This is a genomic window from Bradyrhizobium sp. (assembly GCF_004799445.1).
GTDB lineage: Bacteria > Pseudomonadota > Alphaproteobacteria > Rhizobiales > Xanthobacteraceae > Bradyrhizobium.
The window spans coordinates 1-22,381 of sequence record NZ_SSNA01000024.1; the positions used below are offsets into that span (position 1 = coordinate 1).

At 62.7% G+C, this 22,381-nt stretch carries 22 protein-coding genes; 19 read left to right on the plus strand and 3 right to left on the minus strand.

The window, feature by feature from the left end:
- The first annotated feature begins 211 nt into the window (after nucleotides 1–211).
- The 16 genes from E8A46_RS01940 (at nucleotide 212) to E8A46_RS02015 (ending at nucleotide 17,477) form a co-directional block, all read left to right on the plus strand.
- Nucleotides 212–631: a YciI family protein gene (locus tag E8A46_RS01940; RefSeq protein WP_291556661.1), complete on the plus strand. Its 420-nt coding sequence runs from the start codon at nucleotides 212–214 to the stop codon at nucleotides 629–631.
- Nucleotides 632–679: 48 nt separating this feature from the next.
- Complete coding sequence (locus tag E8A46_RS01945; RefSeq protein ID WP_291556663.1) at nucleotides 680–1,045, plus strand: hypothetical protein; 366 nt, start codon at nucleotides 680–682, stop codon at nucleotides 1,043–1,045.
- 172 nt (nucleotides 1,046–1,217) lie between these two features.
- The gene (locus E8A46_RS01950) at nucleotides 1,218–1,946 is read left to right on the plus strand and encodes a TetR/AcrR family transcriptional regulator (RefSeq protein WP_291556666.1); all 729 of its coding nucleotides are present in this window, start codon (nucleotides 1,218–1,220) and stop codon (nucleotides 1,944–1,946) included.
- 105 nt (nucleotides 1,947–2,051) lie between these two features.
- Nucleotides 2,052–2,531 carry a DUF2852 domain-containing protein gene (locus E8A46_RS01955; RefSeq protein WP_291556668.1) on the plus strand — a complete coding sequence of 160 codons (480 nt, stop codon included), beginning with the start codon at nucleotides 2,052–2,054 and terminating at the stop codon, nucleotides 2,529–2,531.
- Between the two features lie 417 nt (nucleotides 2,532–2,948).
- Nucleotides 2,949–3,662: a protein TolQ gene (tolQ, locus tag E8A46_RS01960; protein ID WP_291556671.1), complete on the plus strand. Its 714-nt coding sequence runs from the start codon at nucleotides 2,949–2,951 to the stop codon at nucleotides 3,660–3,662.
- A gap of 44 nt (nucleotides 3,663–3,706) precedes the next feature.
- Complete coding sequence (locus E8A46_RS01965; protein WP_291556675.1) at nucleotides 3,707–4,174, plus strand: biopolymer transporter ExbD; 468 nt, start codon at nucleotides 3,707–3,709, stop codon at nucleotides 4,172–4,174.
- 47 nt (nucleotides 4,175–4,221) lie between these two features.
- Complete coding sequence (locus E8A46_RS01970) at nucleotides 4,222–5,154, plus strand: cell envelope integrity protein TolA (protein ID WP_291556677.1); 933 nt, start codon at nucleotides 4,222–4,224, stop codon at nucleotides 5,152–5,154.
- A 74-nt stretch (nucleotides 5,155–5,228) separates the two neighbouring features.
- Complete coding sequence (gene tolB / locus E8A46_RS01975) at nucleotides 5,229–6,551, plus strand: Tol-Pal system beta propeller repeat protein TolB (RefSeq protein ID WP_291556680.1); 1,323 nt, start codon at nucleotides 5,229–5,231, stop codon at nucleotides 6,549–6,551.
- 183 nt (nucleotides 6,552–6,734) lie between these two features.
- The gene (locus tag E8A46_RS01980; protein WP_291556683.1) at nucleotides 6,735–9,068 is read left to right on the plus strand and encodes an EAL domain-containing protein; all 2,334 of its coding nucleotides are present in this window, start codon (nucleotides 6,735–6,737) and stop codon (nucleotides 9,066–9,068) included.
- Nucleotides 9,069–9,223: 155 nt separating this feature from the next.
- The gene (locus E8A46_RS01985) at nucleotides 9,224–9,967 is read left to right on the plus strand and encodes a hypothetical protein (RefSeq protein ID WP_291556686.1); all 744 of its coding nucleotides are present in this window, start codon (nucleotides 9,224–9,226) and stop codon (nucleotides 9,965–9,967) included.
- A 297-nt stretch (nucleotides 9,968–10,264) separates the two neighbouring features.
- Nucleotides 10,265–10,753, plus strand: a complete 489-nt coding sequence (gene pal / locus E8A46_RS01990) for a peptidoglycan-associated lipoprotein Pal (RefSeq protein ID WP_291556689.1) — start codon at nucleotides 10,265–10,267, stop codon at nucleotides 10,751–10,753.
- A gap of 190 nt (nucleotides 10,754–10,943) precedes the next feature.
- Complete coding sequence (ybgF, locus tag E8A46_RS01995) at nucleotides 10,944–11,960, plus strand: tol-pal system protein YbgF (protein WP_291556692.1); 1,017 nt, start codon at nucleotides 10,944–10,946, stop codon at nucleotides 11,958–11,960.
- A 193-nt stretch (nucleotides 11,961–12,153) separates the two neighbouring features.
- Nucleotides 12,154–13,263, plus strand: coding sequence for a tRNA lysidine(34) synthetase TilS (gene tilS / locus E8A46_RS02000; RefSeq protein WP_291556695.1), 1,110 nt, complete (start codon nucleotides 12,154–12,156; stop codon nucleotides 13,261–13,263).
- Nucleotides 13,264–13,507: 244 nt separating this feature from the next.
- Complete coding sequence (gene ftsH, locus E8A46_RS02005) at nucleotides 13,508–15,430, plus strand: ATP-dependent zinc metalloprotease FtsH (RefSeq protein WP_291556699.1); 1,923 nt, start codon at nucleotides 13,508–13,510, stop codon at nucleotides 15,428–15,430.
- The gene (locus E8A46_RS02010) at nucleotides 15,430–15,912 is read left to right on the plus strand and encodes a DUF3052 domain-containing protein (RefSeq protein ID WP_291556703.1); all 483 of its coding nucleotides are present in this window, start codon (nucleotides 15,430–15,432) and stop codon (nucleotides 15,910–15,912) included. Before ftsH ends, E8A46_RS02010 begins: the two co-directional genes overlap by 1 nt.
- 86 nt (nucleotides 15,913–15,998) lie before the next feature.
- Complete coding sequence (locus E8A46_RS02015; RefSeq protein ID WP_291556706.1) at nucleotides 15,999–17,477, plus strand: NCS1 family nucleobase:cation symporter-1; 1,479 nt, start codon at nucleotides 15,999–16,001, stop codon at nucleotides 17,475–17,477.
- A gap of 24 nt (nucleotides 17,478–17,501) precedes the next feature.
- Here the strand turns inward: E8A46_RS02015 and E8A46_RS02020 are convergent, their stop codons facing one another.
- The gene (locus tag E8A46_RS02020) at nucleotides 17,502–18,509 is read right to left on the minus strand and encodes a TRAP transporter substrate-binding protein (RefSeq protein WP_291556709.1); all 1,008 of its coding nucleotides are present in this window, start codon (nucleotides 18,507–18,509) and stop codon (nucleotides 17,502–17,504) included.
- Nucleotides 18,510–18,699: 190 nt separating this feature from the next.
- Between E8A46_RS02020 and E8A46_RS02025 the strand changes: the two genes are divergently transcribed.
- Entirely contained in the window at nucleotides 18,700–19,926 is a 1,227-nt protein-coding gene (locus E8A46_RS02025; RefSeq protein WP_291556711.1) for a glycosyltransferase family 87 protein, read from the plus strand.
- A 152-nt stretch (nucleotides 19,927–20,078) separates the two neighbouring features.
- Entirely contained in the window at nucleotides 20,079–20,753 is a 675-nt protein-coding gene (locus E8A46_RS02030; protein ID WP_291556713.1) for a TetR/AcrR family transcriptional regulator, read from the plus strand.
- 40 nt (nucleotides 20,754–20,793) lie between these two features.
- On the opposite strand, the gene E8A46_RS02035 is transcribed toward E8A46_RS02030, so the two are convergent.
- Nucleotides 20,794–21,255, minus strand: coding sequence for a hypothetical protein (locus tag E8A46_RS02035; RefSeq protein WP_291556715.1), 462 nt, complete (start codon nucleotides 21,253–21,255; stop codon nucleotides 20,794–20,796).
- A gap of 88 nt (nucleotides 21,256–21,343) precedes the next feature.
- Here E8A46_RS02035 and E8A46_RS02040 point away from each other — a divergent pair, with 88 nt between their 5' ends.
- Nucleotides 21,344–21,769, plus strand: a complete 426-nt coding sequence (locus tag E8A46_RS02040) for an OsmC family protein (protein ID WP_291556718.1) — start codon at nucleotides 21,344–21,346, stop codon at nucleotides 21,767–21,769.
- Nucleotides 21,770–21,956: 187 nt separating this feature from the next.
- Here the strand turns inward: E8A46_RS02040 and E8A46_RS02045 are convergent, their stop codons facing one another.
- Nucleotides 21,957–22,376 (minus strand): hypothetical protein, encoded by a 420-nt coding sequence (locus E8A46_RS02045; protein WP_291556721.1) that lies wholly within the window; start codon nucleotides 22,374–22,376, stop codon nucleotides 21,957–21,959.
- Nucleotides 22,377–22,381 lie beyond the last annotated feature (5 nt).

Sequence of the window (22,381 nt, forward strand, 5' to 3'; positions counted from 1 at the left end):
GGCAGGAGGCAGGAGGCAGGAGGCAGGAGGCAGGAGGCAGGAGGCAGGAGGCAGGAGGCAGGAGGGGGATCAACGCGATGGCCCGGCCAGGTCGGCAATTACCTGTGAAATAATTCAGCCGGACATGTCGGTGTGGCAAACCCCCGATCGTCTTTTCTGGGAGCGGCGGCTCGTCCGGGGCCTGTCGACGGAACAAGGACGGAGAGTTTTCATGCGATTCATGATGTTGATGATTCCCAGGGGTTACGAGACCGCGGCACCTGGCGCGATGCCGCCCCCGGAGGCGGTCGCCGCGATGATGAAATACAACGAGGCCCTGAAGGTCGCCGGTGTGCTGATCACGCTGGATGGGCTGCACCCGCCCTCCACGGGCGCCCGGGTTTCGTTCGACGGCGGCAAGCCGGTCGTGACCGACGGTCCCTTCGCCGAGTCGAAGGAAGTGCTGGGCGGCTACTGGATGATCGATGTGAAGTCGCGGGACGAGGCGATCGCCTGGGCCAAGCGTTGCCCGGCCTCCAGCAACGAGATCATCGAAATCCGTCAGGTGCAGGAGATGTCGGAGTTCCCCGCCGACGTCCAGGAGGCCGCGGCCGGGTTTGCTGAGCTGCAGCGCGGCTCCGCGGCGCGCTGACTTAAAGCCTTTTTCCCAACCCAAGAACTGCAAACGATAGGAAATTCGATGAGCACGAATGACACCTTCCTCGCTGTCTTCCTTGGCGGCAAGAACAACCCCAAAATGGTTGAATGGAACGCACTTCCTGAAGCAGAGCGGAACGCCAGGCAGCAACAGGGCATCGCGGCCTGGAAGGCATGGGCCGAAAAGCACCACGCCGCAATTGTCGAAATGGGCGGGCCGCTCGGAAAGACCAAGAAAGTCGATCCGAAGGGCGTTGCCGATATCAGCAACCTGCTGTCCGCTTTTACGGTCGTTCGCGCCTCTTCGCATGAGGCCGCCGCGAAGATGTTCGAGGGCCATCCGCATTTTTCGATCTTTCCGGGCGAGGCCATCGAGATCATGCCGGTTCTTCCGATACCGGGCGGCTAGGGACCTGTTCGAGTTCTCGGTTCCCGCTTCGGACCATGAAAACCCACTAGTGACGCCGAAGCGGCGGCACTAGTTTTTTGTTTTGACGCGTTTTCTTTACGCGAACCGGGGTCCACTTCGCTGGAAAACGCTCTAGTGACCTTTGCGGCCGGCTCATGTAAAAGCCTTTCACATGAGCTGGCGCAAGGAACAGGGCCGCGCCGAGCGCGGCTACCACCACGGCAATCTGAAAGAGGCGCTGCTGCAGGCGGCCCTCGGATTGATTGCGGAAAAAGGCGCGGCCGGCTTCACCTTTGCCGATGCCGCGCGCATGGCCGGCGTCAGCCCGGCGGCACCCTATCGGCATTTTCGCGACCGCGACGAACTGCTCTCAAGCATTGCCCAGCGCGGCTTCGAGCAGTTCGAGGCGTTGCTGACGCAAGCCTGGGATGACGGCCGTCCAGACACCGTTACGGCGTTCGAGCGGGTCGGCAAGGCCTATCTGGCGTTCGCCCGTGCGGAGCCGGCGTACTATTCGGCGATGTTCGAATCGGGGCTTCCCGTCGATCTTAATCCCAATTTGCTGGCGGCGAGCGAACGCGCCTTCGCCGTGATCAGGGCGGCGGCGGAGCGGCTCGCCGCACTGGCGCCGCCGGGCACGCCGCGGCCGCCGGCCCTGATGATGGCGTTGCATATCTGGTCGATGTCGCATGGCGTGGCGTCGCTGTTCGCGCGCGGCGACGCGGCGCGCCGCAAGCTGCCGATGTCGGCGGAGGATCTGCTGGAAGCGGAAGTGCTGATTTATCTGCGCGGGCTCGGCTTCCCGACCGAGCGCAGGGCTTCCGGCCAGGACGCGGCGGATAAAAAGCCGGCGGGCGCGCCATCCGGCCAGCCGTCAGGGCCCTGGGGCACCCCAAAATAAATTCACGGGCGCGGCTTGCGCCCGGCTTGACAAAATTCCGGGATGGTTTACGTATGTAAATGTTATTTACATTCACAACGGCGCGACGCCGTCATGGAGAGGGAAATGGCCTACACCGCAGATGTCAATCGATGGCGCGGCCCCGCTGAAGAGCCCTACCGCCCGCATATGCTGCATTCACCATGGCACCCCGGCTGGATCGCCGTCACCGTGCTTGGTTTCATCATCTGGTGGCCGATCGGCCTTGCCCTTCTCTTTTTCACACTCGGGAGCAGAAAAATGGGTTGCTGGAGTCATCAAGACCGCTGGTCGAACAAGATGGAGCGGATGCAGTACAAGATGGAGCGGATGCGCAGCCGCATGGAGAGCCGCGGGTTTCCTTTCGGTTCGCCGTCGAGCGGCAACCGCGCGTTCGACGAGTACCGCATGGAGACCTTGCGGCGTCTTGAAGAGGAGCAGACCGAATTTCGGGATTTCCTGGATCGCCTGCGCCACGCCAAGGACAAGGAAGAGTTCGACCAGTTCATGGCGCAGCATCGCACCCGTCCGACCCCGCCGCCCTCGGATGGCCAGCCCCAGGCCTGATGCGTCTGGCTTAGCCTCAGGGCGCAGCGCCCCTACGACCTGACGGCGATAGAACCGCCCGTTTGCGAAAGCAGACGGGCGGTTTTCTCGTTTCCGGCCCTGCCTTGGCCTATTCCGGGCGGCTTTCCCCTTCCTCGGCCGGCATTTCCGACAGCCAGAATCCCCTTTGGTAACCAGACGTTAACCATGATTAGCGTCTGGTTAGTGGGGTAAGGACGCGCGGATAGCCCTCGTTTTGACACGTTGGCAGGGGATGCAAGCCTCGGCTTTGGACGGGCCTCCCATGCGACATGATACGGCTCTCGCGCAGGCGCTTACCGCCGCGCTTTTCGTGCGGCCATGGAACCGGCAGCCATAGCTCCTTAGGCATTTGGCTCCCGGAGGATTTGGGATAATTGCGTTGAGAGGACACCGCTTATGAATCCGGCCGACGTGGCGCAGTCCGCCTTGCCGCTCCCATCCGCTGACGTTTCGCTGATCGCCTTGTTTCTGCAGGCTCACTGGATCGTGAAGTCGGTCATGCTGGGGTTGCTCTCCTGCTCGGTCTGGGTCTGGGCGATCGCGATCGACAAGATTTTCCTCTATTCGCGCACCAAGCGCGCCATGGATCGCTTCGAGCAGGCATTCTGGTCCGGTCAATCGATCGAGGAACTTTATCGCGCACTCTCGGCCAAGCCGACACAATCGATGGCGGCCTGTTTCGTCGCCGCGATGCGCGAGTGGAAGCGCTCGTTCGAAAGCCAGGCGCGATCCTTCGCAGGCCTTCAGATGCGGATCGAAAAGGTCATGAACGTCTCCATCGCCCGCGAGATCGAGCGGCTGGAGCGCCGGCTCCTGGTGCTGGCGACCGTCGGCTCGGCGGGCCCGTTTGTCGGCCTGTTCGGCACGGTCTGGGGCATCATGTCGAGCTTTCAGTCGATCGCCGCTTCCAAGAATACCTCGCTGGCGGTGGTGGCCCCCGGCATCGCGGAGGCGCTATTTGCCACAGCAATCGGCCTTATCGCCGCCATTCCGGCGACTATCTTCTATAATAAGTTTACTTCCGAGGTGAACCGGCAGGCCCAGCGGCTGGAGGGGTTCGCGGACGAGTTTTCAGCGATCCTGTCACGCCAGATCGACGAGCGTGCGTGAGGGCCGTTATCGAGATAGTGTGAGCGCATTGTGAGCACCAGAACATGGCGATGAACATGGCAGGCTCGCCGGGCGGCGGACGCCGCGGCCGGCGACGCGCCGTGATGGCGGAGATCAACGTCACGCCGATGGTGGACGTGATGCTGGTGCTGCTGATCATTTTCATGGTGGCGGCGCCCTTGATGACCTCGACGATCGATATCGACCTGCCTGTCGCCAATGGCGGCAAGTCGCTGTCTTCGAACGCGCCTCCGCTGACGCTCTCGGTCAAGCGGACCGGGGGAGGCTGCAATTCCAACGTCGAACTCTATCTTGGGGACACCCTGATTTCCGCCGCCGACTTGCTGCCCAAAATCAAGGCTATTCGGGAAACACGGTCGGAAGCCGAAAGCGTGGTGTATCTGCGCGGCGACAAGGACGTCTGCTACACCGATATGATGAAACTATTGGGGAATATTCGGACCGCAGGCTTCAAGGCGAATATCGTCATCCTTCCCGAGCAAGGCTCGTGAGCGAAGGAGCGGCGAGCGATGTCTGACGGCGGAGCGGGAAAGCTGAAGTGAAGGTCAAGTTCGACAAGACACTGGCCGCCTCGATTACCCTGCACGTCCTCGTGCTGGGATGGGGGATCGTGTCGTTCTCGACCAAGGCGTTGGAAATGCCGCCGGAGGAATCCGTCCCCGTCGATGTCATTTCCGCCGACCAACTCGCCCATGTCATGGCCGGCATGAAGTCCGGCAAGAAGGAAAATCCGAAGCCGCTGGTGGAGAAGGTTGCCGACGCCAAGCCCGTCGAGGACGCCGTCGGCAAGATCACCGAGAAGGCACCGGTGGTGACCGATACGGCACCGCCACCTCCGCCGAAGGTCGAGGAAAAGCCGATCGAGAAAAAACCCGATCCGCCCAAACCGGTCGCCGAAGCCAAGCCGAAGGAAGAGCCGAAACCGATCGAGAAAAAGCCGGATCCGCCCAAGGTCGATCCGATCGCGGAAGCCCTGAAAAAGGAAGAGAAGAAGCCGCCGCCGAAGCCACAAGTCCAGGCCGCGACGCCCCCGCCGCAAAAGCCGAAGGAGCGCACCTTCGATCAATCGAAGATCGCGGCCCTGCTCGACAAGCGCGATCCGTCCCGGCAGGCGGTGGCGGGCGAAACACTGAATTCCAATGCCGCGCTCGGCCTGTCCAAGGGCAAGGCCGCGGACAATTCGGCGACCTGGGGCTCCATGTTCCAGTCTCAGGTCGAGCGCTGCTGGAAGAAACCTTATGGCGGCATCGAGAGTCAGAATCCCGAAGCCGCGTTCACGATCAGGCTAAAACGCGACGGTACGCTTGAAGGGATGCCGGCTCCTGAAGGTACGCCGGCCACGCCTTATCTTCGCGTCTACCAGGAGAGCGCGCTACGCGCCATCATCGAATGCCAGCCGTATAATCTGCCCGCCGCCTTTTTCGACGAGTGGAAATATTTTGCGCCGGTGTTTACCGAACGAAAGACCTGAGGGCGGTCGCCCCAGACGATCGCGCACATGAAATGAAGCCGCTGCAAATGACCGAAAAAGATCGAACGCCCGTGATGCCATTCCGCCTGAGCCGCCGGCAGCTACTCTCCGGCATGGCCTCGCTCGGCGTAATAACGGGCGGTCCTGCCTTCGGACAGAAACGTTTGATCATCCCCGAAGGCGATTTCGCACCGTTGCCGATCGCCATACCCAATTTCGTCGCCGGCACGCCATCGGACGGTGAAGTTGCCGTTGGCGTCACCCAGGTCATCACCAACAATCTCAAGCGCAGCGGATTGTTCGCCCCGATCGATCAGGCCGCCTATATCGAAAAGGTTGTCAACATCGACGCGGCGCCGCAATTTGCCAACTGGAAGACCATCAGCGCGCAGGCGCTGGTGACCGGCCGCATGACCCGTCAGCCTGATGGACGCCTGAAGGCCGAATTCCGTCTCTGGGACGTAGCCACCGGCCAGCAACTGACCGGCCAGCAATATTTCACCTCGCCGGAATACTGGCGGCGGATCGCGCATATCATTTCCGACCAGATCTACGAGCGTCTGACCGGCGAGAAAGGTTATTTCGACAGCCGCGTGGTCTTCGTCGACGAAACCGGAGCCAAGGAGCGGCGCGTCAAGAAGCTGGCGCTGATGGATCAGGACGGCGCCAATGTCCGCTACCTGACGCGCGGCACCGATCTGGTGCTGACGCCGCGGTTTTCGCCCTCGACCCAGGAAATTACCTATATGGAATTCGGCCAGGGCGACCCGCGTGTCTATTTGTACAATATCGAAACCGGGCAGCGCGAGATCGTCGGCAATTTTCCCGGCATGTCGTTCTCGCCACGCTTTTCGCCCGACGGCCAGCGCATCATCATGAGCCTGCAGCAGGGCGGCAATTCCAACCTGTTCGTGATGGATCTGCGCTCGAAATCGACCACCCGCCTCACCGATACCCCGGCGATCGATACCTCGCCGTCCTATGCGCCCGATGGCACGCGCCTGTGCTTCGAATCCGATCGCGGCGGAAAGCCCCAGATTTACGTGATGCCGGCGACGGGCGGATCCGCGCAGCGAATCTCTTTCGGTGACGGCACCTATTCGACGCCGGTGTGGTCGCCGCGCGGCGATTACATCGCGTTTACCAAACAGGGTGGCGGACAATTCTCGATTGGCATCATCAAGCCCGACGGCTCGGGCGAACGGATTCTCACGTCCGGGTTCCACAACGAAGGACCGACGTTTGCGCCCAACGGGCGGGTCCTGATGTTCTTCCGCGATCCCGGCGGCAGCGGCGGGCCCTCGTTGTTTACCGTGGATATTTCCGGCCGCAACGAACAGCGGGTTCCTACCCCCGGCTTCGCCTCCGATCCGGCCTGGTCACCGCTGCTGTCGTAAATTCGGCATCGCCGAATGGCCGTGTTGCCATGACGGCCGGCAAACCTTGCCTAGCTTGCTGATTTAGCAGGCAGATTTCGATTCCCCCTGGCAAGAAGCAACCTCGCGGTAACGATGTTCCCTCAGAAAGACTTCATCTGCGACAGGTAAAACTTGCGCCGTAACAGGACGTGCGCGCGCCCGATGCAGTTGACGAACCATCCAACAGAAACCGATCCGGAGATATCGCCGTCGTCGACTCGGGCAGCCTCGATCGATTCGCTGTTCGAAGCCCCCGGTCCGCTGTTTGCGGGGATCGTCTTCGTAGCCATCGCGGCAGCCATCACCGCGCTGAAGACGGAACAATATCTAACCTGGGCATGTGTCGCGCTTGTCATCATGGCCGGAGCTCTCCGGGTATTCGACTTGCAGCGTTTCCTGCCCCGCAAATCGATGCTGACTGCCGAAGAAGCTGCGCAGTGGCAGAAGCGCTATCAGATCGGGGCGCTGATCCAGGCCGCTGCGATCGGGATATGGTGCTCCGTCACTCTGTTGAGCAGTGACGACGCCGTAGTCCACATGATCTGTCTATCCGTCACCACCGGGATCGTGGCGGGAGGTGCGGCGAGGGCCTACGGACGGCCATCGCTATATCATCTGCAGACGGTGCTGATGTTCGGTCCGGCCGTGATCGCGTTGGGGTTGCGTGGCACACCCTATTACATAGCGATGTCAGTCGTGAGCGCCGCATTTATTCTGGCAATCATGCAACTCTCGGCTAACTTGCACAGAATATTCATGCGGGCGGTTGTGGCACGCGAACGCGAAGCGGCGCTTGCGGGCCAGTTCGATACGGCGTTGAACAACATGCCACATGGCCTGTGCATGTTCCGCGCCGATGGGCAGCTCGCGGTGATGAATCATCGGTTCAGCGAAATGATGGAGTTGCCCGACGATTTCGTCGAGCGCGGGCTCTCCGCCTCCGATATCGTCGATGCCTGCGTGCAGGCCGGGTCGATCTCGGCGGCGAGCGGCAAGATCATTCTCTCCGAGATCGAGGATTCACGGGCGCGCGACGTCATTACCACCGACCCGGATCAGACCCGCGGCCGCCAGCTGTCGTGGACATTCCAGCCGATGGCCAGCGGCGGCGCCGTCGTGCTGCTCGAGGACATCACCGAGCGGCGCAACGCGGAAGCCAGAATTACGCATCTGGCGCGTTTTGACGAACTGACCGGGCTTCCCAACCGGGTCAATTTCCGCGACGAAATAGAGCGTCTGCTGGCGGTCCCGCATGCCGCCGAGCAACTGTCGGCCTTGCTGTTTGTCGACCTCGATCAGTTCAAGCAGGTCAACGACACTCTGGGCCATCCCTGCGGCGACCAACTGTTGTGCGCCGTCGCCGACCGGTTGCGCGCCATGCTGCGCCCGGAGGATTTCGTCGCGCGGTTCGGCGGCGACGAATTCGTGGTGTTTCAGCAGAACATCAAATCGACCGATGATGCGGCCGGTCTCGCCCGCCGTGTCGTCGATCACCTGAGCGAGCGTTACAAGATCGACAATCACCTGGTCGAGATAGGCGCCAGCATCGGGATCGCGGTCACGTCGCCCGAGGGCGTCAGCGCCGACACGCTTTTGAAGAACGCGGACATGGCGCTCTATCGCGCCAAGGCGGATGGCCGCGGCACCTTCTGCTTCTTCCGCGAAGAGATGGCGCAAACCGTTGAGGCGCGCCGCATCCTGGAACTCGACCTGCGCAAGGCGCTGGCCAATGAGGAATTCGAGCTGTTCTATCAGCCGCTCGTCAATCTCAAGTCTGGACGAATATCGACTTGCGAAGCGTTGCTGCGCTGGAATCACCCGATACGGGGCACGGTTTCGCCGATCGACATCATTCCGGTCGCCGAGGACATGGGGCTGATCGTCGACCTCGGCCGCTGGATCCTGCGCAAGGCGTGCATGGAGTGCATGCAATGGCCGGAAGCCGTCAGTGTCGCGGTCAATTTTTCGCCGCAGCAATTCCACCAGCGCGACGTGATGAACGAGATTCGCTACGCCCTCGAGGTTTCCGGATTGCCTGCCAATCGCCTCGAAATCGAGATCACCGAATCCTCGCTGTTGCGCAATACACAGCTGACCCATGATGTGCTGTCGCAATTGCACGCGCTCGGCGTGCGAATATCGCTGGACGATTTTGGCACCGGCTATTCGAGCCTCAGCTATCTGCACAATTTCCCGATGCAGAAAGTGAAGATCGATCGCTCGTTCCTGGAAGGAATCGATACCGATCGTCCGCTGACGCTGTTGCGCGGCGTGGCGCGGCTCAGTGCGGATCTCGGAATGTCGGTCGTGGTCGAGGGCATCGAGACCAATGAGCAACTGGAGCTGATCAATGCCGATGGCACCATCAGCGAGGCGCAGGGTTACCTGTTCAGCCGGCCGGTGCCGGCGGTGCGGATACGCCAGTTGCTGAACGCGTCTCACGGCACCCGGTCTGACGACATGTATCTCGCGGGTCCCTCGCGATCGATCGCCTGATTTCACTCGATTAGTTCCGTCGCAGCTGTCGACTCCCCGGGTTTTTGCGGGGCCGAAGGGTTAACCCTAACGTTTCGAATGCTTTGCAATTTTGTTAAGGAGCTATTAATCTTTTCCCACGCGCGGAAGTTGTTGGGAAGTGTAAGGGGTATCAGATGCAGTCGGGAGCCGAACCGCGCACGTTGCCCGTTCTGCGGGGATCCGGGCTATATGACCGCGTCGACTACCGGCTCATCGAAACTCCCGAGCAAAAAGATTCAATCTACTTGATGCGTTACAAGGCCTATCTGCATGGCGGATTGATCTTGCCGTCAGAGTCTCGGCGCATCATCGATTCTTATGATGATGCGCCCAACGCCTGGATCTTCGGGATATATCTTGACGGAGAACTCTGTAGTTCTATCCGCCTTCACGTCCTGACGTCAGAATGTCGGATGTCCTATACAACCGAATTGTTCGGCGATGTTCTCCATGGTCGCCTCGATCGAGGCGAAGTTTTCATCGATCCGGCTCGTTTTGCTGCAGACCCCGAAAAAGCCAAGCGGTTTCCCGAACTTCCCTATGTGACGCTGCGGCTGGCCTATTTGGCTTGCGATCATTTCAATGCCGACACCGGGCTCGCGATGGTGCGGACCGACCACCAGGCGTTTTATCGCCGCGTCTTTCTGCACGAGACCATCACCGAACCGCGTGCGTTTCCGGGCTGGCATTCGAAGAAGGTGACCTTGATGGCGTCCGATTTCCGGACGCTCCGGGAAAAGGTCCTGACGCGTTTTCCCATTTTGCGTTCAAGCGCGTTCGAGCGGCGGATGCTGTTCGAGCGCAGTAGCGCGCAATTGCCGGTTATCGACTTGCCGGAGTTCGCCTTCGAGCGCGCGACGATGGTCCCGCGCTCCTGACGACACGGCGCCGGCTGCCACCAGGTGGCGTGCGGTCTGCGGGGAACCATCGTACGGGTCCCGGGCGTTGCGAAATGCGTGTCTAGTTGCGTCGGAAACGTGCAAATTCCGCCCCTTTCGCGCTTGCCTTCACCCTCGTGCCACATTTACAACCCATTAACTATCACGGTTGCTTTTCAGCGCTTGCTGGCATTTGATCGGGTTTGGCAACATCCCATCAAGGTTGACGGAACGTTCGCTTAACCATCGCCCTGTAGACCGGATAACAGTCGAAAACGTGAGCGCGGAGGCTCCGGAATGAAATACCAGATGCGTATCCTCCAGGGATTGAAGCTGGCCGCGGTGCTCGCAGTGGCGCTGTCGATGGGCGCCTGCGCCAAGAACCCGCTCGCCGACGGCGCGATGGCCAGTGCCGCCACGCCGGGCAGCCAGCAGGATTTCGTGGTCAACGTCGGCGACCGCGTGTTCTTCGAAAGCGACCAGACCGAATTGTCGCCGCAGGCGATCGCGACCCTGGAAAAGCAGGCGCAGTGGCTGCAGAGCTACAATCGCTATTCCTTCACCATTGAAGGCCATGCCGATGAGCGCGGCACCCGTGAATACAATATCGCGCTTGGTGCGCGGCGCGCGCAGTCGGTGCGAACCTTCCTTGCCTCGCGCGGCATCGATCCCTCGAGGATGCGGACGATCTCCTATGGCAAGGAACGCCCGGTCGCGGTCTGTAACGATATCTCCTGCTGGTCGCAGAACCGCCGCGCGGTCACGGTGTTGAACGCCAGCTCCTGAGGCGTTCACTTTCGACAGTTTTTGGCCGGCGCCCCTCGGGCGCCGGCTTTGTTTTGGGGCTTCGCACGAGGTCTTGGGCTTGAAGTCCCGGGCCCGCTCGATGTGTTTGTCTCAGTCACATTTTTGGCGTACTCCCTCTCTCAAGGTGATCCGTTTTCGATCTCACGCCGATTTCGTCCGTCAGGCCACAATGTCATCCAGGTTTCATAAAGTTACGCGCGCCGCGGCGTTGTCCGCGATGCTGGCGCTGTGCTCGCAGGCCTTCGCGCAATCCGATGATGTCGATCCGGAGGTCCGGATTCAGCAGCTTGAAAGCCAGCTGCGGCAACTCACCGGGCAGAACGAGGAGCTGCAATACCGTAACCGGCAGCTCGAGGAGCGCCTGAGGCTGCTTCAGGGAGGCGCGCAAGCGGCTCCCGGCGGCCAGCCTCCTGCGCCGAATACTGCCGCGATCCCCCCGGTGCAGCCGAATCGGCCGGCCCAGGCGCCAGCCGGCTATGAGCCGCAGATCGCCGCTCCGGCGCCGATCGTCCAGGAACCTGCGGGAGTGCCCCAGGGGGCGCCGCAGCCCCAAGGCCGCCGCCGTGGCGACGCCTTCGATCCCAGCCAGAACCCGAGTGCCCCCGGTGCGCCGCGCGCGCTCGGCGGCGGTCAGCTGCCGATACCGGCCGAAGCGCCGATCGGCGCTCCCGGCGGGCGAGGCGCGGGGGAGCCGCTCGATCTTGCCAACACCGGCGGGGCCGGCAACCCGGCGGGAGCCCTGCCGGCGCCGCCGCCGCGCAACACCAACGGCACCGGGGCGCTGACCACGCTGCCGCCGTCGGCAACGCCGAAGGACGAGTTTGATCTCGGCGTCGGCTACATCCAGCGCAAGGACTATGCGCTGGCCGAAGAAACCATGCGCAACTTCGCAAAGAAATACCCAAGCGATCCGCTGCTTGCGGATGCGCAATATTGGCTGGGCGAGAGCTTTTTCCAGCGCCAGCTCTACCGTGACGCGGCCGAATCCTTCCTCAGCGTGACGACCAAATTCGATAGATCGGCGAAAGCCCCGGACGCCTTGCTGCGGCTCGGTCAATCGCTGGCGGCCCTGAAGGAAAGGGAGGCCGCCTGCGCGGCGTTCGGCGAGGTGACGCGGAAATATCCGCATGCCTCGGCTGGCATCAAAGCGGCTGTCGACCGTGAGCAAAAGCGGGTTAAGTGCTAGGGCAGGCTCTCGGGCAGCGGAGCGTCTTCGCGCTGCATGATTCGGGGGTATCCCGGGCGTCCTTTTAAGGCTTCAGAGCGCGATTTCGGGGCAAACCAGGACGTTTGTCCGCAGGATCCGCATCCAGCCTTACTGGCAGCGTTGTTGTGTTGCGCGAGTTCATGAGCAAGCCTCGACATCAGCCGGCGGCATCATGCCTGACGATGACAACTCCCCGATCTCGGCGCAGCATGCGAAACGTCTGTTCGCGGACTGGAAAGGCGCGCCTGCGATCATTCTCGCCGTTTCCGGTGGTCCGGATTCAATTGCGTTGATGTGGCTCGCGGCCCGCTGGCGCCGCGCCCTGGTCCGCGGACCGCGTCTGATCGCCGTCACGGTCGATCACGGCTTGCGCGCGGAGGCGGCGGCCGAGGCGCGCGACGTCAAGCGCCTGGCGCGCACGCTGGATCTGCCGCATCGTTCGATGCGCTGGACCGGCGCCAAGCCGAAATCCGGTGTGCCCGCCGCCGCACGGGCCGCGCGCTACGGCCTGCTGGCAAAGGCTGCGCGGGACCACGGCGCCACGCATATCTTCACCGCCCATACCCGTGACGACCAGGCCGAGACGGTGTTGATGCGCTTGCTTCGCGGCAGCGGCGTCGCTGGTCTGGCGGCGATGGCGCCGGTTACCGAGCGAGAGGGCCTGCTTCTGGTCCGTCCGTTTCTGAATGTTTCGAAATCGCAGCTCATCGCGACACTCAAGAAGGCGAAGGTCGCCTTCGCCGACGATCCGACCAACCGCGATGTGAAGTTTACCCGGCCGCGCATCCGCGCGGTGATGCCTGTTCTCGCCGCCGAGGGCGGCGATGCGCGCAATCTGGCGCGGCTGGCATCGCGGCTGGCCCGGGCCAACGCGGCGATAGAAATCATGGTCGACGGCGCGGAGCGCTATCTGGCGCTGGGGGATCGCCGCGGAGCGCCGCCGTCAGGGAGCGACGCCAAGACCTTTGGCGCCAAGACCTTCGATGCCAGTACCTTCGATGCCAGTACCTTCGATGCCAGTACCTTCGACGCCAAGGCTTTTGCAGCGATGCCGGGGGAAATCCGGCTTCGGCTGCTGTTGCGTGCGATCGATCGGTTCGGTCGTGAGGGACCGGCGGAACTTGGCAAGGTTGAAGCTTTGCTTTCGGTTTTGGACCGCGCGCTGGCGAAAGCAGAGCGCCGGCCAGCGCTGAAACAAACCCTTGCGGGCGCGCTGGTCAGCCTGATCGATGATCGGATCAACGTCGCCCCAGCGCCGCCCCGCCGCCGCCGGGCGGATTGAGGCGGAAGCGTCCGTCCTGATCTGCCTTGCGGTCTTAACCACCCCGGAAAACACGGCTGCCAGCGCCATGATTTGAACGGGAATCGCGCTAAGATAGGCTAAATAGTCCCATGTGGTTCCCTTGGCAGCGACCGCCGCGGCACCTAGATTGTAACGCAGTCGGCTTGAGGGGATTCTTTGGGGATTCCCTCGCGCCCAGCCAAGGAAATAAGGCCGCGATCCGCGCGACCACGAAGGAAGATCGATGAACGCCAATCTGCGCAATTTCGCCCTCTGGGTCATTATTGTTCTGCTGTTGTTGGCCTTGTTCACGCTTTTCCAGAATCCTGGCCAGCGCGCCTCCTCGCAGGATATCTCCTTCTCGCAGCTTCTGACCGAGGTCGATCAGAACCACGTTCGCGACGTCGTCATCCAGGGGCCGGAGATCCACGGCACCTTCACAAATGGCTCGAGCTTCCAGACCTATGCGCCGAACGACCCGACACTGGTCTCGCGCCTGTATAACGGCAAGGTCTCGATCACCGCGAAGCCGCCCGGCGACAACGTGCCGTGGTTCGTGTCGCTTCTCGTTTCATGGCTGCCGTTCATCGCCCTGATCGGGGTGTGGATCTTCCTGTCGCGGCAAATGCAGGGCGGCGCCGGCAAGGCGATGGGCTTCGGCAAGTCGCGCGCCAAGATGCTGACCGAGGCGCACGGCCGCGTGACGTTTGAGGACGTCGCCGGCGTCGATGAGGCCAAGCAGGATTTGCAGGAGATCGTCGAATTCCTCCGCGACCCCGGAAAGTACCAGCGGCTTGGCGGGCGGATTCCGCGCGGCGTGCTGCTGGTCGGCCCTCCCGGCACCGGCAAGACGCTGATCGCGCGCGCGGTCGCCGGCGAAGCCAACGTTCCCTTCTTCACGATCTCGGGCTCGGACTTCGTCGAAATGTTCGTCGGCGTCGGCGCCTCGCGTGTCCGCGACATGTTCGAACAGGCCAAGAAGAATGCGCCCTGCATCATCTTCATCGACGAAATCGACGCGGTCGGCCGGCATCGTGGCGCCGGCCTCGGCGGCGGCAATGACGAGCGCGAGCAGACGCTGAACCAGTTGCTGGTCGAGATGGACGGCTTCGAGGCCAATGAAGGCGTGATCCTGATCGCGGCGACCAACCGGCCTGACGTGCTCGACCCGGCGTTACTGCGCCCGGGCCGTTTCGACCGCCAGGTGGTGGTGCCCAATCCGGATGTCGTCGGCCGCGAACAGATCCTCAAGGTTCACGTTCGCAAGGTGCCGCTGGCGCCGGATATCAACCTCAAGACCATCGCCCGCGGTACGCCCGGTTTCTCCGGCGCCGACCTGATGAACCTCGTCAACGAGGCCGCCCTGACCGCCGCGCGCCGCAACAAGCGCATGGTGACCCAGGCCGAGTTCGAGGAAGCCAAAGACAAGGTGATGATGGGCGCCGAGCGCAAGTCGCTGGTGATGACCGAGGAAGAGAAGATGCTGACCGCCTATCACGAGGGCGGCCATGCCATTGTCGGCCTCAACGTGATCGCGACCGATCCGATCCACAAGGCGACCATCATTCCGCGCGGCCGCGCGCTCGGCATGGTGATGCAGCTGCCCGAACGCGACAAGCTGTCGATGTCGCTGGAGCAGATGACCTCGCGCCTCGCCATCATGATGGGCGGCCGCGTCGCCGAAGAACTCGTGTTCGGCCGCGAGAAGGTGACCTCCGGAGCCTCGTCCGACATCGAGCAGGCGACCCGGCTGGCGCGCATGATGGTGACCCGCTGGGGTCTCTCCGAAGCGCTCGGCACCGTGTCCTATGGCGAGAACCAGGACGAGGTGTTCCTGGGCATGTCGGTGTCGCGCACCCAGAACGCCTCCGAGGCCACCGTGCAGAAGATCGACACCGAGATCCGGCGCTTCGTGGAAGAGGGCTACAATCAGGCGACCAAGATCCTGACCGAGAAGCGGGCCGACCTTGAGGCGCTGGCCAAGGGCCTGCTTGAATTCGAAACCCTGAGCGGCGACGAGATTCAGGATCTGCTCAAGGGCAAGAAGCCGAACCGTGAGTCGGTGCTGGAACCCTCGACGCCCCGCACCTCGGCGGTGCCGCCGGCCGGCAAGCCGCGCCCGCGTCCGGATCCGGATCCCGGGCTGGAGCCGCAGCCGCAGGCCTGATGCTTGCTGCATCGATGGCTGGTTATTCCGGCAAACCGTTAACCCAAAAGCTCGGCATCCAGCCGGGCTTTTGCATTTTTGTGGACGGCGCGCCGGCGGCGTATGGCGACATCGTCGGCAAGCTGCCGGCCGGGGTGACGGTGGCGGCCCGGCTGAAAGCGCCGCTCGACATGGTGCATGTATTCGCAACCGAAGCGGCAGGGCTTGCCGGCAGGCTGCGTCGCTACCGTGCCGCGATCGCGCCGGACGGCATGATCTGGGTGTCGTGGCCGAAGAAATCTTCCGGCGTTGCGACCGACCTCACCGATGTCGTCGTGCGCGATACCGCGCTGCCGCTTGGCCTTGTCGATATCAAGGTCTGCGCGGTCGACGAGATCTGGTCCGGATTGAAATTCGTGATTCCGAAGGCGCAACGAAAAAGCCAGCCGCGGAAAAGCGACCAGCCGGATAAAGCCGATCGGCGGGTCAAGCGATCGAGATGACCCATCGCCCCGGAAAGACTGCGTTGGCGCGGGACTTGCTTGAAAAAACCTGCCAATCTCCGCTTGTCCAAGCGCAGGAGCCGCCGATGTCAGGTCACTCGAATGCGTCGCCCGCCGTTGCCATCCCCGGAGCCGATCCACGGCTCTACAACCACGATCTGGCGCCGGTGGCGCCTGAGGGGCGGACCTGGGGCGTCTTCAGCATCTTCGCGATGTGGATGTCGGACGTGCATTCGGTCGGCGGCTATACCTTCGCCGCGAGCCTGTTCTTTCTTGGACTGACGGGATGGGAGGTGTTGCTGGCGATGGTGGCCGGCATCACCGCCGTCTATTTCCTGATGAACCTGATCGGGCGTCCCTCGCTGAAGTATGGCACGCCGTTTCCGGTCGTGGCGCGGATGTCGTTCGGCGTGATGGGAGCCAACATCGCGGCGGGCCTGCGCGGCATCGTCGGGATCGTGTGGTACGGCGTCCAGACCTATTTCGCGTCCAAGGCCGTGCAGGCTCTGGTGCTGGCGTTTTATCCGGCTGCGGAAGCTTTCACGCATTCGAGCTTTCTCAGCCTGTCGGCGCTGGGCTGGTTTTCCTTCCTGTTCATGTGGCTGTTTCAGCTTCTGATCTTCCTCAACGGCATGGAGACGATCCGCAAGTTCATCGATTTCTGCGGACCCGTCGTCTACATCGTGATGTTCGCGTTGGCGATCTGGATTTTGTCGCAGACCGGCACTTCCAGCCTGTCGCTGCAGCTGAGCCCGCGTGTCGAAGGCTCGGCCATCGGTCACATGGCGAATGCGGCGATGCTGATCGTCGCCTATTTCGCGGCACTGTTGCTCAATTTCGGCGACTTCTCCCGTTTCGCGCGGGACGAGAAGGCGATGAAGGTCGGCAATTTCTTAGGTCTGCCGGTCAATTTCATCGTCTTTGCCATCATCACCGTCATCGTCACCGCCGGCACCGTCAAGGTATTCGGCGAGGCCATCATGGACCCCGTCGCCATCGTCGAACGCATCGGCAATCCCTGGGTGGTGGCGCTCGGCTCCATCACCTTTATCGTTGCCACCATGGGCATCAACATCGTCGCCAACTTTGTTTCGCCGGCCTACGACATTTCCAACCTCTATCCGGAGAAGATCGACTTCCGCCTCGGCGGGCTGATCACCTCGATCCTGTCGGTGATGGTGTGCCCGTGGATTTTCGTCTCGAGCCCGCAGGCGATCACGATTTTTGTCAGCATCTTCGGCGCGGCGCTCGGCCCGATGTTCGGGATCATGGTGGCCGACTATTATGTGGTGAAGCGCCAGCAGATCGTCCTCGAAGACCTCTATACGATGTCGCCGGACCGCTCGCTCTATTTCGAGAGCGGCTGGAACCGGATGGCGCTGATCGCGCTCGCGGGTTCCGGCTCGATTTCGATCGGGCTGTCGCTGCTCGGCGCCTACGGGGTCATCACCAATATCGGGGATTGGGGATGGCTGATCGGCGCCTCCCTCGGGGCTGTGCTGTACACGGCGCTGATGCGCCGCCGCGAAGCGCCGTCGCTGTCGCGGCCCGGCGTCGTCGCCTGACGGCGCAGGGTTGACGAGATTTGTTTAGCCGAGCTTGCCGACCTCGGCCTCGACCAGCGACCAGCATTTGGTGCCGAGCTTTTCTTTCCAGATCGCATAGATGCCCGGCAGCTTGGCGCGGAACGCGGCCTGCTTGACCTCGTTGAACACCAGCCCACGCCTGACGAAATCCTCGCGCAGGGCGGCATTGAACGCGGCCTGGTCCTGGCGCTGCAGGCGGACATATTTGGTGAAATTGCGCTCGATCACCTCCCTGATGTCGGCAGGCAGCGCGTTCCAGGTGGCGCGGTGCGCCATCGCGTTGAAACCTGACCACATGTGATTGGTCATGCTGACATACTTCACCAGTTCGTAGAGCTTGAACCCTTCCAGGATCGCCAGCGGGTTTTCCTGCGCCTCGACCTTGCCGAGTTTCAGCGCGTCGTAGATCTGGTTGGCCGAGGTGGTCACCGGCTCCGCGCCGAATGCGCTGAAGGTGTCGATCATCATCTGTCCCGGCGGCACGCGGATTTTCATGCCGGCAAAATCCTGCGGCTCGGCGACCGGGCGCGAGATCGAGGCAACCTGCCGCATGCCATTGTCGAAACCCGCCACCGGAAACAGGTGCATGCCCTTGGCGGCCATCTCCTCGCCGATATATTTTCCGAGCGGGCCGTCGATCGCCTTGTGCGCTTCGGCGGCGGAAGCGAACGCGAACGGCAATTGCTGGGCTTCGGCCACCGGCACCACGGTGCCGATGATGCCGCCCATCAGGGTGAAGAACGCGATCTCTCCCGCGATCAGCATTTTCAGCGCATCGCGGTCGCCGCCCGGCAGCTTGTTGTTCTCGGCGTACACCGTGGTCTCGACCCGGCCGTTGGTCTCGGTGCGCACGGCCTGCCACATCGCGGTGAGGTTCTTGTGCAGCGGGCCGGAAGCCGCCTGATTGTGGTACTGTGAGAATTGATATTCGGCGGCGAGGGTTGGCCTGACGATCAGGGTCGATCCCATCGCCGCTGCCCCGGTCAATACCGACCGTCGTGTCCAGTTCATGTCGCAATCTCCTTCTTGTCCCGCCTGTGATGCCGGGCGGCGTGCTCTTTGGCCGGAGGACTGTCGTCGATATCAGGTGATTTCGCCACGAAAATCCCGCCTGACGAGCCTTGGGTTTTAAGATTTCCTCAAGCCTGTCCGGCCTATTGCTGGAGGGCGCGCGCATCGCAAAGGCGCGAAAGGACCTCGCATGGCTACGCCCACGTTTGTCCCGACGGTTGCCCCGGAGCGCGGTGCGATTCCTCCGGCGCTGTTGATCGTGTGCTTCGTGCTGTGCGTCATCAATGCATCGCTGCTTCAGCGGGGCTTCGTGGCCCATTGGTGGATCTTCGACGAGAACGGCCTGGGCATCCCGACCGATTTCGTCAATGTCTGGTCGGCCGGCCGCCTCGTGCTCGATGGCCACCCCGCACTGGCCTATGACTGGGACATCCAGAAGCAGGTTCAGGTCGCCGTTCTCGGCCAGGGCTATGACGGCAACTTCGCCTGGCATTATCCGCCGCCGTTTTTGTTCGTCGCGGCCGCGCTGGCGCATTTTCCCTATGCCGTGGCCTATGTCGGCTGGGCCGCGGTCAGCCTCGTGCCCTATCTCGCCGTGATGCGCGCGATCGTCGGCCGCAACTTCGGCATCTTGCTGGCGTTGGCGTTTCCGGTGGTGTTCACCAATGCGCTGGTCGGGCAGAATGGTTTCCTCACCGCGTCGCTGATCGGCGGCGCGCTCTATCTGATGCCGGCGCGGCCGGTGCTGTCCGGCATTTGTTTGGGGCTGTTGAGTTACAAGCCGCAATACGGACTGCTGTTTCCGATCGCGCTGATCGCCGCCGCGCAGTGGAAGGTGTTTTTTACCGCCGGCACGGTTGCGATCCTGATGGCATCGCTGTCGTGGCTCGCTTTCGGCACCGAAAGCTGGCAGGCCTTCTTTCACTGGATGCCGATGTTCAGCCAGGCGTTTCTCACCGAGGGGCGCGCGCCCTGGGGCAAGATGCAAAGCATCTTCGCGCTGGTGCGCTATCTCGGCGGCACCGAGCAACTCGCCTGGGTGTTGCAGTGGATCATGAGCGGGACGGTGGCGCTGCTGCTGGCGCTGATGTGGCGCAGCCGCCGCGTGCTCTATCCGTTGAAGGCCGCCAGCCTTGCGGCCGGCGCGCTATTGATCACGCCCTATCTTTTTCTCTACGACCTGATGGTGCTGGCGATCGCGGTGGCGTTCCTGGTCCGGCTCGGATTGGACCAGGGCTTTGCGCACTATGAACTGCCGGCGCTCGGGTTGGTGGCAGCACTTCTAATGATCTTTCCGCTCGTGGGCGCGCCAACCGGCTTCGCCGCAACCCTGATCGTGACCACCCTGATCGCGCGCCGCGTGGGGCCGTGGTGGCGGCGCGAACAGGCGCCGTCCCTGGCGGCGGCCGCAGGCTAGCGCCCCTTCAAGTCATCCCTTTTATCTCTTGTCAGCAAGCCTGAATTATTGTTCAGTTCTTGGCAGCGGTTTGTTTCAAATCGCCCAAAAAACTGAACAGGCGCCTCAACGAGCCCCTCTGGCCCGAGCGCGCTGGGGATGAGAAGCGCGCCATGGTCTATCGGCGAACCCATCAAGTCGTAAGGCGCCTCGCGGCGCGCCGCAGCGCGATTCTGGCGGCGGCGCGGGATGCCGCCGCCGAGGGCGGCATGGCCGCGGTGCAGATCGCGCCGGTCGCGGTCCGCGCCAATGTCGCCGCCGGCACCGTCTACCGCTATTTCCCCTCCAAGGCGGATCTGATTTCCGAGTTGATCGCCGAAGTCTCGCGCGACGAGCTGACCGCGATCCGCCGCGCCGCGGATGCCGCCCCCGGGCCGTCGTCGGCGCTGGCGGCCGCCGTCACCACGGTCGCGGTGCATGTGTTGTCGCAGCGCAAGCTCGCCTGGGGCATCCTGGCCGAACCGGTCGATGTCGACGTCACGGCGTCGCGGCTGGCGAGCCGCCGCGAGATCGCCGGCGAGATCGCCAGCCGGATCGATGCCGCGGTCCGTGCCGGCCATCTGCCCGCCCAGGACACGGCCTTGGCCGCGACCGCGCTTCTCGGCGCGCTGCATGAATCGCTGGTCGGGCCACTCGCGCCGGACAATACGGACGATCAGGGCAAGCTGCGCGACGCCGTTCAAACGGTGACGCTGCTGGCGCTGCGCGCCGTTGGCGTGATGGACGCCCGCGCCCGTGGCCTCGTGGTGCAGGCGGTGCTGCCGGCGAAGGCGCTGGTCGGAGCATAAGCCATTTCAGCGTATCCGGTTTTTGCGGAACTACGCGCGCTTACGGCGCCGTCAGCATGTATTCGATGCAGTCCATGACGAGGTCGACCTCGATGGGCTGATCGCGCCAGCCGGTCCAGATCAGGTGATAGGCATGGCGGGAGGTCGTGGTGGATTTCTCGCGCGTTCCGACGTTTCCCTTCTGCGTCGAAATCGTCTTCGATGATTTTTCGGTCAGCACGATTTTTTGATCGGGATAGGCGCCGCGGGCGAATTGCATCACCGGCCGGAAACCGGAATTATTGTCGTCGGCGTCGAAGGAGAAGATTTCGCCTTTGATGAGCCCGGCGATGTCGCCCTCGGCCATCGCCTTGGGCATGATTAGAAAGTTGCCCCGGTCGAACACGTAGGCACTGGCGCCGAGGCTGCCTTTGCAGCCGTAATTCCAGTAACCGGCCGAAGCCGGCGTCGCGGCGGCCAGTACTCCGTAAGCGGTCGTGACCGCGATAATCAGCCGGCGCATCAGGTCCTCGTGAATTGACATATTCCGCCGCATTGGTCGCTTAAGAGGCGACCATTGTTCAAACCAAATGAAACTTGAGGAGCCTCGCATGACCACGACATCCGGATCGGCCAAATGGCAGGGCGGCATCAAGGACGGCAAGGGCGCGATCTCGACCAAAAGCGGCGCGCTGAAAGACTACCCTTACGGCTTCGCCAGCCGCTTCGAGGGCAAGCCCGGCTCCAACCCGGAAGAACTGATCGGCGCGGCGCACGCCGCCTGTTTCACCATGGCGCTGTCCTTGATCCTCGGCGAGGCCAAGCTGACCGCCGAGCAGATGGAAACCAGGGCCGACGTCACGCTGGAAAAGCAGGGCGACGGCTTTGCCATCACCTCGGTGCATCTGACGCTGAGCGCGAAAATTCCCGGCGCGGACAAGGCGAAGTTCGAGGAGCTCGCAGGCATGGCCAAGGCCGGCTGCCCGGTGTCGAAGCTGCTCAATACCAAGATCACGCTGGAGGCGACGCTGCTCTGAAGTGAGCGGCGCTGCCGTTGTGCGGGCCTCGCGAAATTTGCATTACGCGCAAGAACTTTGCGCGTAATGCAACGTGTAACTGCTTGGCAACATGAGACTTATCTCAGGCACCGCTGATTGAGTTTTGCCGTTGGGCCCCCGATAATGACCGTGGGGCCGGCGGCATTTTACTTGGATCTTTGGCGGATCAATAATCGCTACGCAACGGCCCCATGAAGATCGAGCGGGGACTTGCGATGTCGAAGGGTTGGGGGAAGCGGCGCGCGACCGGCGTGCTGGCCGGCACGATTCTCATCGTCTCGGCATGCGCCTTGCTGACGCCGCGCGACGCCGCGGCGCAATTCGTCTGCGCGGACACCGCCGCTTCCGGCCAGGGCGCGAGCGCGACCGGCAGTGCCGGTAATTTTGCCTGCGGACCGGCAGCAATTGCTTCCTCGGGAGCGAATGCGGGCAACACCGCCGTCGGCAGCAACGCAAACGCATCGAGTGGGGGTGGCGCTGCCAATACCGCCCTTGGCAGCGGCACGAATGCATCCGGGTCCGCCAGTGAAAATGTCGCCATCGGAAATGGCGCACAGGCGTCCGGTCCTGTGTTTTCAGAAAACATCGCGA

What these genes read in the sequence shown, in the direction of transcription:
- E8A46_RS02015 (WP_291556706.1), top strand. Translation starts at nt 15,999, where the DNA reads ATGTCAGGTCACTCGAATGCGTCGCCCGCCGTTGCCATCCCCGGAGCC.
- tolQ (WP_291556671.1), top strand. Translation starts at nt 2,949, where the DNA reads ATGAATCCGGCCGACGTGGCGCAGTCCGCCTTGCCGCTCCCATCCGCT.
- E8A46_RS02045 (WP_291556721.1), bottom strand. Translation starts at nt 22,376, where the DNA reads ATGTTTTCTGAAAACACAGGACCGGACGCCTGTGCGCCATTTCCGATG.
- ybgF (WP_291556692.1), top strand. Translation starts at nt 10,944, where the DNA reads ATGTCATCCAGGTTTCATAAAGTTACGCGCGCCGCGGCGTTGTCCGCG.
- E8A46_RS02035 (WP_291556715.1), bottom strand. Translation starts at nt 21,255, where the DNA reads ATGCGCCGGCTGATTATCGCGGTCACGACCGCTTACGGAGTACTGGCC.
- E8A46_RS02040 (WP_291556718.1), top strand. Translation starts at nt 21,344, where the DNA reads ATGACCACGACATCCGGATCGGCCAAATGGCAGGGCGGCATCAAGGAC.
- E8A46_RS01955 (WP_291556668.1), top strand. Translation starts at nt 2,052, where the DNA reads ATGGCCTACACCGCAGATGTCAATCGATGGCGCGGCCCCGCTGAAGAG.
- E8A46_RS01950 (WP_291556666.1), top strand. Translation starts at nt 1,218, where the DNA reads ATGAGCTGGCGCAAGGAACAGGGCCGCGCCGAGCGCGGCTACCACCAC.
- pal (WP_291556689.1), top strand. Translation starts at nt 10,265, where the DNA reads ATGAAATACCAGATGCGTATCCTCCAGGGATTGAAGCTGGCCGCGGTG.
- E8A46_RS02030 (WP_291556713.1), top strand. Translation starts at nt 20,079, where the DNA reads ATGGTCTATCGGCGAACCCATCAAGTCGTAAGGCGCCTCGCGGCGCGC.
- E8A46_RS02010 (WP_291556703.1), top strand. Translation starts at nt 15,430, where the DNA reads ATGCTTGCTGCATCGATGGCTGGTTATTCCGGCAAACCGTTAACCCAA.
- E8A46_RS01945 (WP_291556663.1), top strand. Translation starts at nt 680, where the DNA reads ATGAGCACGAATGACACCTTCCTCGCTGTCTTCCTTGGCGGCAAGAAC.
- E8A46_RS02025 (WP_291556711.1), top strand. Translation starts at nt 18,700, where the DNA reads ATGGCTACGCCCACGTTTGTCCCGACGGTTGCCCCGGAGCGCGGTGCG.
- tilS (WP_291556695.1), top strand. Translation starts at nt 12,154, where the DNA reads ATGCCTGACGATGACAACTCCCCGATCTCGGCGCAGCATGCGAAACGT.
- E8A46_RS01940 (WP_291556661.1), top strand. Translation starts at nt 212, where the DNA reads ATGCGATTCATGATGTTGATGATTCCCAGGGGTTACGAGACCGCGGCA.
- E8A46_RS01985 (WP_291556686.1), top strand. Translation starts at nt 9,224, where the DNA reads ATGCAGTCGGGAGCCGAACCGCGCACGTTGCCCGTTCTGCGGGGATCC.
- ftsH (WP_291556699.1), top strand. Translation starts at nt 13,508, where the DNA reads ATGAACGCCAATCTGCGCAATTTCGCCCTCTGGGTCATTATTGTTCTG.
- E8A46_RS02020 (WP_291556709.1), bottom strand. Translation starts at nt 18,509, where the DNA reads ATGAACTGGACACGACGGTCGGTATTGACCGGGGCAGCGGCGATGGGA.
- E8A46_RS01965 (WP_291556675.1), top strand. Translation starts at nt 3,707, where the DNA reads ATGGCGATGAACATGGCAGGCTCGCCGGGCGGCGGACGCCGCGGCCGG.
- tolB (WP_291556680.1), top strand. Translation starts at nt 5,229, where the DNA reads ATGCCATTCCGCCTGAGCCGCCGGCAGCTACTCTCCGGCATGGCCTCG.
- E8A46_RS01980 (WP_291556683.1), top strand. Translation starts at nt 6,735, where the DNA reads ATGCAGTTGACGAACCATCCAACAGAAACCGATCCGGAGATATCGCCG.